The sequence below is a fragment of the Arthrobacter sp. efr-133-TYG-104 genome (assembly GCF_030208915.1).
Lineage (GTDB): Bacteria > Actinomycetota > Actinomycetes > Actinomycetales > Micrococcaceae > Arthrobacter.
On sequence record NZ_JARVTA010000006.1, the window covers coordinates 125,463 to 139,631 of the forward strand.

A 14,169-nucleotide genomic window follows, 5' to 3' on the forward strand; every position below is an offset into this window, starting at 1 on the left:
TCTTCCTGTCGCATGCGTCTCCTGTTCCGGCCAGACCCTGTTCAGCCCGTCAGCTACTGACAGCTGTGCGGGTGGCCGACTGTTGGGAGCGACGCTCGTGATGTGCCTGCAGAAATCGACGCGTGCCGCCTTGTGCTCATGCCGTTCGCCACGAACCGGACCAGCGGCTCGGCATCGTTCGTCAGCACGTCCAGAACCTCATCGGGCGTGTCAGGATTCAGTGCAACGAGCAATGCCAGGTCGACGCTGCGTGCCGCCAGATCAAGAAGTACGCCGGCAGGCGTAGCGCCGTTGAAGGCGACTGCCTGAAGAACAAGCTCGTCGCTGTCTTCGGCGAGGGAAGCGAGCAGGTTTGCCGGCGAGTGAGGATTCGCAGCCACGGCTCGTCGCACGTGTGTGCTTCGTCGTTCTCCGCCGAGGAAGGAGAGGATGTCCGCGTCTGCGTTCGGGTCAAAGGCCACCAGCAGCCGCACTTGGGCCCGGCTGTTCGCAGCCATTTCAAGGAGCATGGCGCGGTTCGTCGGTGTCGGGGCTTGTTTCTGGTTGAATTCGGCAACGGCATCATCGAACGATTCACCCCGGCGGTGGAACACCTCTCGTGCTCCAGGATTCGCTAATGCAATTTCCCGCACCTCTTGTGATTCGTCATTCAGCAGGCGCTCCAGCACGTCGAGAGGGAGATTGGCCCGGTCCGCTACGCCTTGACGCACCCTTGGCGACGCATCATGCGATAGTGCAATGATCGTCGCTGGCAGAGTCGATTCGTTTCCTGAAACCCGTGTTCGGACGTACTCGTCCGGGTCCATCGAGAGCTTCTCCAGAGCGTCGACCGGCGTGCGTGGGTTTGCCGCGACGGCCGCCTGGATGTAGCGGTCCGCAACGCGGGCGAGCCTGGTCAGCACAGCGGGCGGTGTTCGCTCGTGACTCGCTGCAACGTCGCGGACATCGGGGTCCCGATGACGGCTCTTGGACAGACGGACCAGAGCCTCCTCGATCACGCCCCCCGGTACCTCCGAAGACGCCAGATCGATAACCGCGGCGAGCACACCAGGAAGACGCCAGTCCGGCGCGTCGTGCAAAACCGAGGTCGCCGTATCAGCGATGAGCTCCGTGGGCGTGCTCGGGTTCTGAAGAACCTCAAGGCGCACCTCCCACTCCGGGTCAGAAGCAAGAGCAACCATAGCGCTCTGGGGGAGCCGTTCATGCCGTGCGACGGCGCAACGGACATCGAAGTCATCATCGGCGGCCAGCCGCATGAGCACGCCGAGCGGGAGGTCATCAAGCTCCGCAAGGAACACCCGTGAACCTGCATCCCGGCTCTTGAGCATCTTCTCGATGAGTATGCCTCGGTCCTCCGCGCCGACGGACGGGTTCGCCACCAGTCGCGCACGGATTGTCGGCGACGTGCTGGCAAGCAGCTGCTCCAGCACGTCAGGGGGAGTGGAACGATGCGAGGCCAGAACCGACAGCACCTCGTCGTTGTATCGTGCCCGATCCTGACGATCCATGTTATTGAAATCGCTGGATCCGTGCGTGCGGAACTGCAGCCGTGCAGCGCGTGATGTTCCGAGCTCAGTAAGCAAGGAAGCGAGGTGGTCGTCGACCTTGTGCACCGTCCGGCAGAGCGCGCGCCAGCGGATGGCGGGGTCAGGATCCTGCAGCAGGGCGTCACGTATTCCGTGATGATCGACAGGTCGTTGCCATGCTGCCGCTCTCCGCAGCTGCGCCGGACGGTCGGCGCTCATCAGATCCGATGCGATGTCATTCGGCAGTCCTGCCCGGAGCCATGCAGGCACCTCAAGCCGGCGTTTCGCCTGCATACCCCAGCGCCAGCTCGCGTCCGGAATCGGCAGTCTAGTTGCCCATATCGCTGACGCGCCGTTGATCATCATGATGAAGTTGCAGAGCCACGTTGCGTCCGACGTCGGGCTGACAGGGGCCCTGTCGATGCTCATGATGGTGCCCGCCGGAGCGGGCATCCCAGAAGGGCGCGCTCCTGGCTGAGACAACAGGACGACCGCTCCGTCGTTCGAGCGCGCCGTCCACTGCACGCTGGCGTCCGGATCCGACGCCAGGGCTTTGATGACTTCATGCTTCGCACGTGGATTCGCGGCGACAGCGCGGCGGACCGCGACGCTCTTGTCGCGCGCAAGAGTCAGCAGGATGTCATCAGGTGCCGCTTCGTTCATCGCGACGCCTTTGCGGACACTCCATGCGCGATCCGCGGCAAGCGCACGCACCGTTGCCTCTGGTGTGACAGTGTTGCGCCCGACGCGGCTCCGGATGCTTGGGTCCTCGCTCAGGGCCAGTTTGTCCAGCTTCTCAAAGTGCGTGTGCCGATTCTCGGCGAGGATCTGGTGTTTGTGGCGCTCGGGCACTGGCTCCTTGAGCGCGATCTGCTGGTTTCCGGTGGTGCGCACAAAGCCTTCCCGCAAGGAGGGGAGGAGCATCTCCGGGTCCCCGGAAAGCAGCCGCGTGAGGCTCCACGTCGGCATCAGACCCTGGCGCGGAAGCCAGATCCCGACCTGGCGGATGCCGAGACGGTCGTCGAGGTCGAGCATGACGTACCCGAGGAGCTGCAACAGGAAGCCGCGTAGCTCGGACACGCTGAGCCGGTTGTACACCTTGCAGTCGATCAGAGTGTCGCCGATGATCCAATCAGCGTCCGCGCCGCCCACGAGCTCCGACCCCGCGAACCCGGGGTTCGACGCAAAATCTGTTCCGTCTGCGATCTCGCCGCACCATTCCTCGAGCTGCATCCGGCCGGCCTCGACGAGAGAGCCGATGTCGGCCACCATCATCGGGCTGATCTGGTCCGCGAAAGAGGGTCCGTCGCTGGCATTGTCCAGCAGCTTCCCGGTTCTGCCGCTCAGCGCCCGTGCCCCGGACCGCAGGACACGCTCGCAATGGGCAAGAAGGACTGAGGCCCGATCAAGATCAGTGTCATTCGCCGGATGGTGCAGCAATGCCTGCGCGACGTCGAATGACTCAGCGAGAACTGACACCCGATGGTGACCGTTCTCGACCCAGGCAGTGTATTCGGCTGCCCGGGCTACGCCTGCCGCGGCGGCTGATGCCCGCGGATCGAAACCACCGAGTTCGATCCGTGCACGGAAATCGAAAGCCGTGCCTGAAAGTGTGCCATCAACCCCGGCCGCCCGCGGGATAACGACTTCAGCGTCAACGAGCGCGGTGAGTCCGAGTTCGCCGGCAGCAATCCGCGCGCCCGCGGTGTTGCCGGCCGAAGCTTCAAGGCGCGGTGAGACCCGCTCAAGGTAGGCCCGCACCGGTGAGCCGGAATCCTTCAAACAGTCAGTGAGGCTCAACTCTGGTCACGCTCTAAGAAACTTGGCCGTTGGTTCATGCCCTTAGCGTACGTGGGCCCTACGACACGAGAAGATCAGGCTGCCGAAGTCTTGCGTCGTCCGAGCACCGACTTCGCCGATTCACCGCGATGCTGATCTACCCATGAATCTATGATGATCCCGTGACGATTCCTGACTTGAGCGCACTTACTCTTTCTGAGCTGCTCCAACTGCAATCGCGCATCGGACAGGAGATTATTCGCCGCGGTGTCTCCCGCACATCCGGCAGTATTCAAGGTGAGGTCGGCGAAGCTCTGGCGCTGGCGGTCTACGGTGGCGTCCTTGCGCCCCCTGGGACGAAGGGATACGACCTAACTGACGCGCTGGATCGCAAGATCCAGGTGAAGACGCGTACGTTGCCGAGGGGAGTGGACCGCATGTTCCAGTTCGACTCGCTCGACATCGATCTGGCTCTGTGCATTAGATTCGACCGGGAAACGAACGCGTTGGATTGGGCGCTGGAGTTTACGGGCGAAGAGCTCCGGAATCTCGTCAGCCCTCACGCCCGTGGTCCGAGACTTCCGATGGTTCGGGCGCGCCGCAGTGGGATCGACGTGACGGCGAAGTTTCGGTCGGCTTACGAGGCACTGGCTGGCATGAAGGGTTGAGGTGTGCCGTTGATCTTCCATGATTGCTCCGCACCAGGCCGATGCTGCTCTCTCATCACCGACTCCACCAACGGTAAGCAATACATCGGGAAGGCGGACGGGGCTGAGCGTGTCCTCGGTCGGTGGACGAGCTACGCTGGCGATGGTCACGGCGGAAACGTCGCTCTCCGCGAACTTGCCTACGACAATGCAGCCGGAGAGACTACAAAGACAGACCACGCCCGGCACTTTGTCTTCAACCTTTGAGCGTTTTCGGACCCAGCACACCTTCCACGAAAGTGGATTCAGCGGAGTCGCACTACAAGGACGCGCTGATGACACGACAATTCGGCCCCGACAGAAACTGATCAATAGATGACACCACGTCCACGCCGTGCCTGGCGGGCGGCAGCAAAAGCCAAGCAGGAGTCCAAGGAATTGGGGGAGCTGCACGCGGTTGAACCAGCGTCGCGCCGTAGCGATGGTTCACCCAGGGTAGGCCCGGGCCAGGTTTACGCGGTGAGCTCGGGAAAGGTCTATCACCCGGCCTGGTGTAACTCAGTGGGCAATGTCTGGGACGAAAACCCGAAACGGCTTCTGGTCGTCGAGGAGACCGGTGTTGGCGGCCGGAAGGCCTGCAAAGCCTGCGACGAACCCTTGCAGGCCTGACTTTCTACATTTGGCGGCTAGCCGGAACACTAAGATCTTGTCGCTTCGTAGGCGGCTTCCTGGATGCCCCTAAGTATCTCACTGGTGCAGCGTCCGTTCCGGGTGGCTTGTCCTAGCGGTCCCGTGAGGGCGGAAACACGACAATGCCACGGACCGGGATGGGGCTGGACGGCGGCTAGTATCCAAGGATGGTCAAACAGATGAGGGACGCGGCCTTCAAAGCTGAGCAGTTCGCCGGTGTGCACCTTCCACACGTCACTGCAGTGAACCAGCTGGTCGAGTCCCTCCGGGAGCCTGAGCCTTCGACCGGCCGGGGGTGGGTGCCGTACGTCGCGCCTCTTCATGGGGGCTCGGAGGCCCGGATCCTGAGCATTTTGCGTGATCCCGGGCCGATGACCCACGAGACCATGGGCTCCGGAATGCTGTGCGTGGAGAACGACGACGATTCCGCAGCCCTCCAATGCCAACTGCTCGCCTCGGTGGACCTGACGCCTGCTGACCTGACCCCTTGGAACGCCTACCCGTGGTACCGCCACGATCAGTCCAGCGGTCTGAGGAGCCCGCAGATCACGGAAGGGCTGAACCCTTTGGCCCGGTTGATCGACTTGATGCCAAAGCTCGAAGTTGTACTCCTCCAAGGCGGCGAAGCGCAGACCCTGTGGAAGCGGTTCGCCCGCAAACACCCCCGTGTCGCTGCCCGATATGCAGCAGTGGAAACCTACCACCCCGGCAGGACGGCACTCAGAGACCCTGATCCGACAGTTCGGGAAGCCCGTGCCAACCGCCGTTTCGAAGCTTTTCGCGAGGTTCGTCAGATTCTGGACCGCGGGCAGGATGCCCGCTAGGTCGGGTACATGTGCAGCCATTTATCCATGCCCTCCACGAAGCCATCTGACTTCGGATACGGCAGAGCCAAGCCGCTAGTTGCGCTTTTCGGCCGGCCGGTACCTGTCACCAAAGGCGACCAAGGAGCTCTGGAGCAGCGTCATGCTGCCCAGTATGTCCACTGGCCGGGAACGGGTTTCTGCCGGCAGCGGGCTGACCATCCAGGCGGCGAACACGTTATGAGGAATCTTCAGGATCATCGCCTGATCAAAGAGACGCAGCACAGGTTCGTGGAAAAGCCCATCTTTGAGCTGGAAGCCCGGGCAGAAGGTTCCCTCGCCGATGAATACCCGAACTGCCCGGCGCATGGCCTCCGGGTCGCCGAGGGATTGGAAATGCGTCTCCAGGTCTGCCGCTGTCGGCAGGGTGAATTCTTCGCGGATGCTGTTCCAGATATGCTCCGGAACAGCCGGCCAAAACCGCTCAGCCTTCGCATTCGACGCAGTAGGCATGGCCGTCCTTCTCGCGGGCCTTCTGCGAACGGTGGCGGACCAGGAAGCAGGACCAGCAGGTGAACTCATCGTCAGCCTGCGGGATGACCTGGACGACCAGCTCTTCGGCAATGAACTCCCCGCCAGGGGTCAGGCCGTCCAGGGCGTCAGCCTCGTCGAGCTCCTGAACCACGGATTTCGCATCCGGGGCTTTGGCGGACTTCAGGGCCTCCAGGGAGTTTTCCTGGGATTCCTTGACGTCGGTGCGCAGTTCATCGTAATCGGTTGCCACGGAGGTGCATCTCTTCTCTGTTGATGGGGATTACCGATCCTGCAACGTACAGGACACGGGAAGAATTCCATAAAAAAGCGGCTGCATGGGCACACAATCAGAACCCCAGGGAACATGAGCATTGCCGAGAGTCAGTCGCACACGTGGGGTTTCAATATCAGGAAGTGACACCTAGTCTGGGACAGAGCCGATGGCCGCGACATTTGCGGACCCAACCACCGGTTCGTTCGTCTTATAACTCTGGTCTTTGGGGGAACCTTGAGTGATCCGGAATACCCGCAGCAGCAACAGCCGCGCGTCTTCGATACTTCGTTCAACTACATGACCGACACCCCTCCAGGGACTGACCCGGACAGTGGCAGTCCGAATCTCCGGGCGGACCACGAGCTGCTGTGGACCAAGACGCTGAACTCCGGCGTCCTGTTCGAACCGACCGCGCCGCCGAAGCGTACGGACGGCTACCTCATCTTCACCGACCCCTCCAGAGCGATGCATTGGTACGGCAGTGACGCCATCACCCACTCCTACACCGGCCGGGCACGTACGGCGTCTCTGGCGAACGCCATCGCCTCGCTGAATGAGGAGCAGCGGGCCCGCTACCTGAAGCCGCCGTACACCATCGGCAGTGCGATGATCTGGCCCGTCAGGAAGAAGGACCGACCCACGATGAACCAGGCGAGGGGGCTCAGGTCGCTCATCGCCGACCGGATGGATCTGACCCTGGAGTGCATCCGGCGTCATTACGCAGGAGAACCGGAGAGCCCACTGGCCAATGTCATCAACGCGTACGCGGACTTCTTTGCGTTCTTCGACGGATTCAAGGAGTTCGTGGACTTCTTCCACTTTCAAGACCTCGTGACGCCCGACTACGAAGAGGTTCGGTTCTACCTTCCCTTCGACAACTTCAAGCGTTCCGGGATGCCGGCCACAAAAGACGAGTACGTAACGTACCGGGAGGCCACGCTGGAGTTCATCGCGGCACGGAACCGTCGGATGGCCGCTTGGGTCATGGAGAACCACCCCGGGATTGAGGTTCGCCATACAGACTGACTACCCAGCGACGTCGCAGGGTCAGTCAGGGTCATAGTCCGCGGATTGAAGCCATAGGGGGATTCATGGAACTACCAGCCATCCTGAAAGAAGAGAACGTCGAAGCCGCAGCCGAACTGCTCCGGCGCTACTACCTTGAACCGTCCAGAAAGACGGGGCTGCTCAGTACCGGCAGTTACTTTGATGAATGGGCGAACCGCGGCGACAACCCGCAGGTGAGGGACAGGATCACCGACAGCGACGCTGTCGCCGTGTCCATGCTCAGCGTCAAAGTGCCGGCCCAGGCCATCATCGGACTGCAGGAGGAGCTGTTGGCGGGGAAAATACAGGATCTCCTGGCTGATATACCCACCGACGTGAAGATGAGCGACCTCACGGTCGCGGAAGCGGAAGCCACTCTCGGGGAGGGCAGCCCCTCATGGCTGCTCTGGCAGGAGCTGAGACGCACACCCAAAACGCGCTGGGATGTCGGGGCCACCACAGCCAGCAAGATCATGGCGAGGAAGCGACCGCATCTCATCCCCATCTGGGACAAAGTAATTGGGGCAGTCGTGGGCAAAGACACCTCTGAAGGCCAATGGCTGAATTGGCACAATCTCTTCATGAAAGACCCCGACCTTGCTGGACGATTGGGGCGCATTCACAAGCTTTCTACGGTCCACACACCCATTTCCGAACTGCGCATCATGGACGCCATCCTGTGGCGCTACGGCAAGGACCATGGCATCAAGGGCGGGCGAGCCGGCAAACTCGGAATCGCCGGCTGAAGCACAGCGAAGCCACGACAAACTTGGTCGAATCTCGAAACCGCCCGCGCCAGCTTCGCAGCCGGCCGATGTCGTCCGATGAAGGAATAGCTACGAGTTCGGAGCTTCGTATGAGTACGGAAACGAGCCCCCGACGCGACCGGACAATGCAGTCAGCTCTGCCTCGGTTTCCCTGAACCGGATCACTTGAGGGCCCAATGTGTTGACCCCCTCCGGTCCCTTCACCACGAGGGTTCGCGCTATGGTCCTGCCCAGTTGATCCAGTTCCTGGTTGAGTCGCCGCAATTCTGCCTGCTCGAATTTGGAGCGCTTCATCACTTCAGGGTGCCTGTCGCATTGCGTGCAGCGTCCCCTCGGGCCCACATCAGCCATCATGGTCACATAGATGCCTCTTTGGCCGGATCGCCACTGACCATCCATGATCGAGCACCACTGAGTGTGGAACAGTTTCCCGGTTCGTGTGACGTACACCTGTCCGTAACCTGCCACAGGTGACCCGTCGTCACGGTGGCTTTGCGGCTCAACGCGAACGAGCGGCCGTTCCTTTGCCCGGTGCTCAGCTTTCGCTTCTTCTTTGAGTCGCAGCCTCTCTGCCCGCTTCTCCGCACGCTCCAATTTGGAGCGCTTCTTCTCTGCAGGGTCCTGGTCGCATTGCGGGCAACGTCCCCGCAGGCCCACATCCGCAAGCATGGTCAAGTAGATGCCTCCATTGGTGGCGCGCCAGTGGCCGTCCATGATCCCACACCATTGAGTGTGGAACAGCTTGCCCGACCGGGTCACATACGCCTGACCTTCACCTGCGATGGGCGACCCGTCGTCACGGTGGCTTTGCGGCTCAACGCGGACGAGCGGCCGTTTCGTTTTCGCCCCGTGGTCGGCTTTCACTTCTTCGTGTGTGGTGCTCACAACCCGTTCCTTCTCCCAAGACCTCTGCCATATCCTTCCATGATGGGGAGGTCCACCTCCACCATGCCATCGAAGGGTTGACGGGCAAGCCCGCCGAGTCCAGTACCTGCGGATCAGCACGAACCCGGTGAACGCACTCGACGACACACAATTCCTCGCTGATACCGTGGAAAGAGGGCAAATAGTCTCCTTTTGAAGACGTGTGTGAGTCGGGGGAAGCATGACGGAGTGGAAGCCGGGTTGGTGGGCACGCGCGTTCAGAGGTGCCGGGTCATGGGTGCTGTCGATCCGTGAGGGCCGCCTGCGCGTCTGCGGAATCCCCCGGGAGGTGGACGCTGATGTCATCGACGTCCTCAGACTCGCAGTCGATGAAGGCTCAGGGCAGCTCATCGTCACTCTCGTCCACGGGACGGAGACGGTGCTCAATGGGCTGTCTCGTCGCGCGGTGCGTGAGGTTGCCGCTGCGTACCGCTCCGAGCTCGATGAGCGACGGCATCTCGCCGCCCTGCTCTCAAAGGCTGAGGAGCAGGGCGAGGCGGCCGGCCTGTGGTGGTCCCGGGTCCGGGATGTGATGGACCGACTACGGTGGGCGGACCAGGACACGATCGCCGCGCTCGCGGACTCCCGTCCGGACGTCGCTGTGTGGCTGGCTGCCGACAGCGATCCGCGGCTCTCCGGGCTTCCCAGGGGCAAACGTGAGGACCAGCGTGCCGCAGTCGACGCCTGCTGCACCACTGACTTGTCAAGGTGGGCTGCCCAGCGCAACGAGGCGTTCCTGGAGTGGGAGAAAAACGACCTTGCCGACTTCTTCCGCAAGGTCGAGAAGTCGCCGTTGACGGAAGAGCAGACGAGGGCGACGGTCTGCTTCGACAACCGGGTGCGTGTTATCGCGGCCGCGGGCTCCGGGAAGACGTCGACGATGGTAGCCCGCGCCGGGTATGCGATCCGGCGTGGCATCGCCCAGCCGACGGAGATCCTTGCCCTCGCATTCAACAAGAAGGCAGCCGGTGAGCTCTCGGAGCGGCTTGTCTCCCGCCTCGGCGATGACGGTGCGTCGGTAGCGTCGAGCACTTTTCACGCCTTCGGACTGCGAGTCGTCGGTGAAGCCACCGGTCGAAAACCTTCAGTCCCCGATGACATCACCAATGGCAACGGGATCGGGCGGCTCGCGGCGATCGTTGATGGGCTCCGTGACCGGGACCCGGCCTTCCGGCGTGACTGGGACCTTTTCCGGCTCGTGTTCGGCAGGCAACTGCCGGACCTCGGGGACGAAGACGAGCCTGAGACGTGGGACAGGAACAAAGGTATTAACGGCTTCGGCACTCTCGCAGGGGAGGTCGTTAAGAGCCAGGAAGAGGTGATGATCGCAAACTGGCTCTTCCTGAACGGCGTCCGATACGAATACGAGCGACCCTACGCGCACGACGTTGCGGACGCGCACCACCGTCAGTATCAGCCGGACTTCTACTATCCGGACATCGACGTCTGGCATGAGCACTGGGCGCTCGGTTCAGACGGCAACCCGCCGCCAAATTTTGACGGGTATGCCGAGAGTATGGCGTGGCGGCGTCAGACCCACACTCGATACAGCACAAGACTTATCGAGACAACCTCGGCAACCATCCGGGACGGGTCCGGGTTCGAGCACCTCGAACAGGAGCTCCGCCGACACGGAATCCAACTCGAGGAAGACCCCTACCGGGAGGCGGTAGGGGAGTCTCCGATCACCGAACCAGCCATGATGACGCTGATGCGGTCGTTCATGGCCCACGCGAAGGGCAACCGCCTCACCCCTGACGTGCTGACGCAGCGGGCCGGCCGAACCTTGCGGGCCAGGCTCTTCACACGCCTGTACGGCGTCATCCTCGCCGAATGGGACCGTCAGCTCCGAGCTGCGGGCCAGATCGATTTCGAGGACATGCTGAATCTCGCAACCGATCACGTCGAGTCGGGCCGGTGGACGAGTCCATACCGGCTCGTCATGGTCGACGAGATGCAGGACACCAGCGCTGCACGCGCGGCGTTGGTTCGGGCGCTGATGAAGACTTCTGGAAACTACCTGTACGCGGTCGGCGACGACTGGCAGTCCATCAACAGGTTCGCGGGCTCAGACCTCGGTGTGATGACCCGCTTCGATAATTGGTTCGGGACAGCGTCCACCATCTGGCTGGACCGCACCTTCCGGTCCCCGCAGTCCCTGTGCGATGTCGCGGGTGGGTTCGTGATGAAAAACCCCAATCAAATCTCCAAGAACGTCCGATCTTCAGCGCCGGAGGCTGGCGAGACCGTATGCGCCGTCAGTGTACGGGAGCGCAGCCACTACGGATCGGCCGTCCGGCAGCACCTGACAACCCTTGACTCAGAGCTCACGGAGCCAGCCACTGTGCTGCTGCTCGGCCGGTACTCCCGGTCCAAGGACGATGTCACCTCGGCCCTGGAAGCCAGATACGCCAACCTGACCATCGAGTTCAACACCGTGCACGCCTCGAAAGGAAAGGAGGCAGACTACGTCGTTGTGCTCGGCCTTGAGAGGAACGGATTCCCCAGCATTGTCGAGGATGATGCTCTCCTGCAACTGGCCATGTCCGCCCCTGACTCCTACCCACACGCAGAAGAACGACGCCTGTTCTATGTCGCACTGACCCGTGCCAAGCGCTCAGCGCTCCTGGTCACGCGCGCCGGTAGGGAATCAGCGTTCCTCCTCGAGCTGGTCGGAGATCGTGTCGTCAAGATCCGATCCGCGACAGGCGACGACATCACCCCAGTGGTCTGCCCGAAATGCAAGAAACACACGATGAGGGAACGCAAAGGGCCCTACGGCCGGTTCTTCGGCTGCGCCGGGTACCCGACCTGCAATGGAACGATGAAACTCGCTGATAGTTAGGGACAAGGATGCCTTCCATGTTCCGAGGCGCAGGTTCTACGCTTGGCGATATTTTGGCCGACTGACGCGTCCAACCCACGTGGTCGGCCAAGCCGAGCCTTGCGGAATGCAGCACTTGCAGAGGCCATCATCACACCGATACGCAGACCACGCGGGTCACCACCCTTAAAAATGTATGCTTTACGGGTGCGAGCCGTTGCCTATATCCGCAGGTCCAAAGACCCCACCGAGGGCAACGCGTCGCTCGTCGACCAGCGTGCCTGGATCATGGCGGAGAGCCGGAAGCTCCACCACACGGTCGCCAAGCACGACATCTTCGAAGAAGTCGTCAGTGCCTACCGTGACCGGCACCGCCCCGAGCGCGACCGCCTCGAAGGGGTCCTCGCCGAAGGCGACGTCAAGGCGCTCTACGTCCGGGACCTCGACCGACTGGCACGGCGGTTGATGGACACCGCCCGCATCGTCGACACCTGCAACCGCCACAACGTCACGATCTACACCCATGACCGCGTGTTCGCCCCTCGATCGCCCGACACCATCCTGCTGATCTCCGTCCTCGGCGGCCTGGCGGAGACCGAGGCGGCGACCACGAGCAAGCGGCTGAAGCGCACCGCCGAGAACATCCGCCAGAAGGGCGGCTGGAACGGCCCTGCCCCGTACGGCTGGATGCGGCCCGAACAGCGCAACGCCGACGGCGTGAAGACGCTGAAGCTGCACCCGGAGGAGAGCAAGACCGTCCGCCGCATCGTCGAATGGCGGCTCGACGGACTCTCCGTCGCCGAGATCGTCCGGGAGCTCAACCAGCAGGGCCTGACCAACCGCGAGGGCCGGCCATTCCAATACCGCGCCGTCGCCTCCCTACTGCGCCATCCGCTCCTGGCTGGATACAACTCCCTCACGGCCAAGGCCGATGGACGCAGCGGCGGCCCAGGTCCGGACTTCCGCGACACGCGCAAGATCGTCATCGACAAGGATGGGCGTCCGGTCAAGAGTCATGAGGCGGTCTGCACGGAGGCCGAGTGGGAAACCCTGCGCCTGCTGATGAAACCCCAACCGCTCAAGCGGACCCGGGCCCGCGCCGGAGGCCTTCCCCTGGTCGGCCTCGTCTACTGCGCCGGCTGCGGCACCAAGATGACCAGCAACAGGTCGATGGGTGAGTCGGGATCGTACGTGTGCAACGGACGGATGCGCGGCGCTGACTGCCCCGGCGTTGCAATCAACCGGGAAGCCCTGGAGCGCTTCATCCGCGACGTCGTCGCCGGATCGCTCGACAGCCCCGAGGTGATGGAGCTGCAGGCCGAGAGGCTGAACCAGGCCGCGGAAGGGAGCGCGAGCTCGGAGTTGTCCGAGCTCCACGAACAGGCTGATGCCCTGGGGGACTCCATCCTGATCCTGCGGGCCCAGATCAACACCGCGCCGGCCAGCGCGATGTCGGCACTGCTGAACCGCATCGGTGAGGAGGAGGCCCTCAAGGGACAGATCGAGATGCGGATCTCGGAGAAGACCGAGGGGCGACCGAGGGCGATCCCCGACATCAGCGGGGCCGAGTTCCTCGAGCTCTCCGAGACAGAGCAGAAGTCGATCATCAGGGCCTTCCTCCGCAAGGTCGTGGTCTACGCCGACGACGGAAAGCGCGGGTCGGTCAAGGGGATGTTCGGCTCCCAGGGCACGAACCTGAGCCGGATCGGCTTCTGGTATCTCGGCGAAGCTGACGACCAGGAGCCGCGCCGCGGGGGCGGGTACTCGCTCATGCCCTCGAACGGCAGCTACCAGTGCCCCAAGTGCGAAGAACCCCGGACGTTCCGCTACCGGAACAACCTGCGCCACCACATGAACTACGCGCACCCGCAGCCAGTGCCGTGTCCTGAGTGCGGCCAGGAATTCCCTTTGCCCGGGCTGCCCAGCCACCGCCGCAACAAGCACGGGGTCAAGGGCTCACGCCAGTCCTGGAGCTGACTCTCGGGGACTAGGCGGCCCGACGGCGACCCAAGCGCGCAGGCTTGGCAGCCTCAGCTGCCCCCGCCCGCCGGATGGCCACCGAGGCCGCCACGGCGGCTCCGGCCTGGATGGCCTCCACCGGGATCGGGCGGAGGGCGATCGCGGCTGCAGCTGCCGCCGAGATCTGCACTGGCCTGCGCGGGGAGGCAGATGCAGACAAAGCCACACCGCGTTCAGCGGTGGTGACCTGTCCTGCCATGACTGCCTGCCTCAGATAGCTGTGCTTTGAATGCCTATCGGCACTCTATCAACTAATGAGTCAGAGGATCAATCGAATGGAATCTGATACGAGTCGAATCGTCACACTCGGGGATGAGTCGACGGGATGGAGCGGG

General features: G+C 62.8%; 12 protein-coding genes. 7 read left to right on the forward strand and 5 right to left on the reverse strand.

Annotated features, from left to right (window positions below):
• Positions 1 to 53 precede the first annotated feature (53 nt).
• Positions 54 to 3,308 carry a glycosyltransferase family protein gene (locus QRN04_RS06245; RefSeq protein ID WP_284975252.1) on the reverse strand — a complete coding sequence of 1,085 codons (3,255 nt, stop codon included), beginning with the start codon at positions 3,306 to 3,308 and terminating at the stop codon, positions 54 to 56.
• A 179-nt stretch (positions 3,309 to 3,487) separates the two neighbouring features.
• Between QRN04_RS06245 and QRN04_RS06250 the strand changes: the two genes are divergently transcribed.
• The 3 genes from QRN04_RS06250 (at position 3,488) to QRN04_RS06260 (ending at position 5,466) form a co-directional block, all read left to right on the forward strand.
• Entirely contained in the window at positions 3,488 to 3,973 is a 486-nt protein-coding gene (locus QRN04_RS06250) for a hypothetical protein (RefSeq protein ID WP_133830809.1), read from the forward strand.
• A gap of 354 nt (positions 3,974 to 4,327) precedes the next feature.
• The gene (locus tag QRN04_RS06255) at positions 4,328 to 4,621 is read left to right on the forward strand and encodes a hypothetical protein (protein ID WP_284975253.1); all 294 of its coding nucleotides are present in this window, start codon (positions 4,328 to 4,330) and stop codon (positions 4,619 to 4,621) included.
• 188 nt (positions 4,622 to 4,809) lie between these two features.
• Positions 4,810 to 5,466: a uracil-DNA glycosylase gene (locus tag QRN04_RS06260; RefSeq protein WP_133830808.1), complete on the forward strand. Its 657-nt coding sequence runs from the start codon at positions 4,810 to 4,812 to the stop codon at positions 5,464 to 5,466.
• A gap of 75 nt (positions 5,467 to 5,541) precedes the next feature.
• On the opposite strand, the gene QRN04_RS06265 is transcribed toward QRN04_RS06260, so the two are convergent.
• Both QRN04_RS06265 and QRN04_RS06270 read right to left on the reverse strand, forming a co-directional pair.
• A complete protein-coding gene (locus tag QRN04_RS06265; protein WP_133830807.1) occupies positions 5,542 to 5,958 on the reverse strand; it encodes a hypothetical protein in 417 nt (138 codons plus the stop codon).
• Positions 5,930 to 6,229 carry a DUF4193 domain-containing protein gene (locus tag QRN04_RS06270; protein WP_133830806.1) on the reverse strand — a complete coding sequence of 100 codons (300 nt, stop codon included), beginning with the start codon at positions 6,227 to 6,229 and terminating at the stop codon, positions 5,930 to 5,932. The genes QRN04_RS06265 and QRN04_RS06270 overlap by 29 nt, the downstream gene beginning before the upstream one ends.
• 258 nt (positions 6,230 to 6,487) lie before the next feature.
• Between QRN04_RS06270 and QRN04_RS06275 the strand changes: the two genes are divergently transcribed.
• Together QRN04_RS06275 and QRN04_RS06280 are read left to right on the forward strand one after the other, a co-directional pair.
• Entirely contained in the window at positions 6,488 to 7,279 is a 792-nt protein-coding gene (locus tag QRN04_RS06275) for a DUF6994 family protein (protein ID WP_284975254.1), read from the forward strand.
• 65 nt (positions 7,280 to 7,344) lie between these two features.
• On the forward strand, positions 7,345 to 8,046 hold the full coding sequence (locus tag QRN04_RS06280; protein ID WP_284975255.1) for a DUF6308 family protein: 702 nt from the start codon (positions 7,345 to 7,347) through the stop codon (positions 8,044 to 8,046).
• Between the two features lie 90 nt (positions 8,047 to 8,136).
• On the opposite strand, the gene QRN04_RS06285 is transcribed toward QRN04_RS06280, so the two are convergent.
• Entirely contained in the window at positions 8,137 to 8,952 is an 816-nt protein-coding gene (locus tag QRN04_RS06285) for a hypothetical protein (RefSeq protein WP_243835338.1), read from the reverse strand.
• A gap of 220 nt (positions 8,953 to 9,172) precedes the next feature.
• On the opposite strand from QRN04_RS06285, the gene QRN04_RS06290 reads away from it, so the two are divergent.
• Together QRN04_RS06290 and QRN04_RS06295 are read left to right on the forward strand one after the other, a co-directional pair.
• Positions 9,173 to 11,836, forward strand: coding sequence for a UvrD-helicase domain-containing protein (locus QRN04_RS06290; protein ID WP_284975256.1), 2,664 nt, complete (start codon positions 9,173 to 9,175; stop codon positions 11,834 to 11,836).
• A gap of 186 nt (positions 11,837 to 12,022) precedes the next feature.
• On the forward strand, positions 12,023 to 13,792 hold the full coding sequence (locus QRN04_RS06295) for a recombinase family protein (RefSeq protein WP_166651674.1): 1,770 nt from the start codon (positions 12,023 to 12,025) through the stop codon (positions 13,790 to 13,792).
• Positions 13,793 to 13,802: 10 nt separating this feature from the next.
• Here the strand turns inward: QRN04_RS06295 and QRN04_RS06300 are convergent, their stop codons facing one another.
• On the reverse strand, positions 13,803 to 14,033 hold the full coding sequence (locus QRN04_RS06300) for a hypothetical protein (RefSeq protein ID WP_133830802.1): 231 nt from the start codon (positions 14,031 to 14,033) through the stop codon (positions 13,803 to 13,805).
• Between the last annotated feature and the right edge of the window lie 136 nt (positions 14,034 to 14,169).

Bases quoted from the DNA above. Each gene is read 5' to 3' on its own strand.
- QRN04_RS06300 (WP_133830802.1), bottom strand. From the start codon at position 14,033: ATGGCAGGACAGGTCACCACCGCTGAACGCGGTGTGGCTTTGTCTGCA.
- QRN04_RS06280 (WP_284975255.1), top strand. From the start codon at position 7,345: ATGGAACTACCAGCCATCCTGAAAGAAGAGAACGTCGAAGCCGCAGCC.
- QRN04_RS06260 (WP_133830808.1), top strand. From the start codon at position 4,810: ATGGTCAAACAGATGAGGGACGCGGCCTTCAAAGCTGAGCAGTTCGCC.
- QRN04_RS06255 (WP_284975253.1), top strand. From the start codon at position 4,328: ATGACACCACGTCCACGCCGTGCCTGGCGGGCGGCAGCAAAAGCCAAG.
- QRN04_RS06265 (WP_133830807.1), bottom strand. From the start codon at position 5,958: ATGCCTACTGCGTCGAATGCGAAGGCTGAGCGGTTTTGGCCGGCTGTT.
- QRN04_RS06290 (WP_284975256.1), top strand. From the start codon at position 9,173: ATGACGGAGTGGAAGCCGGGTTGGTGGGCACGCGCGTTCAGAGGTGCC.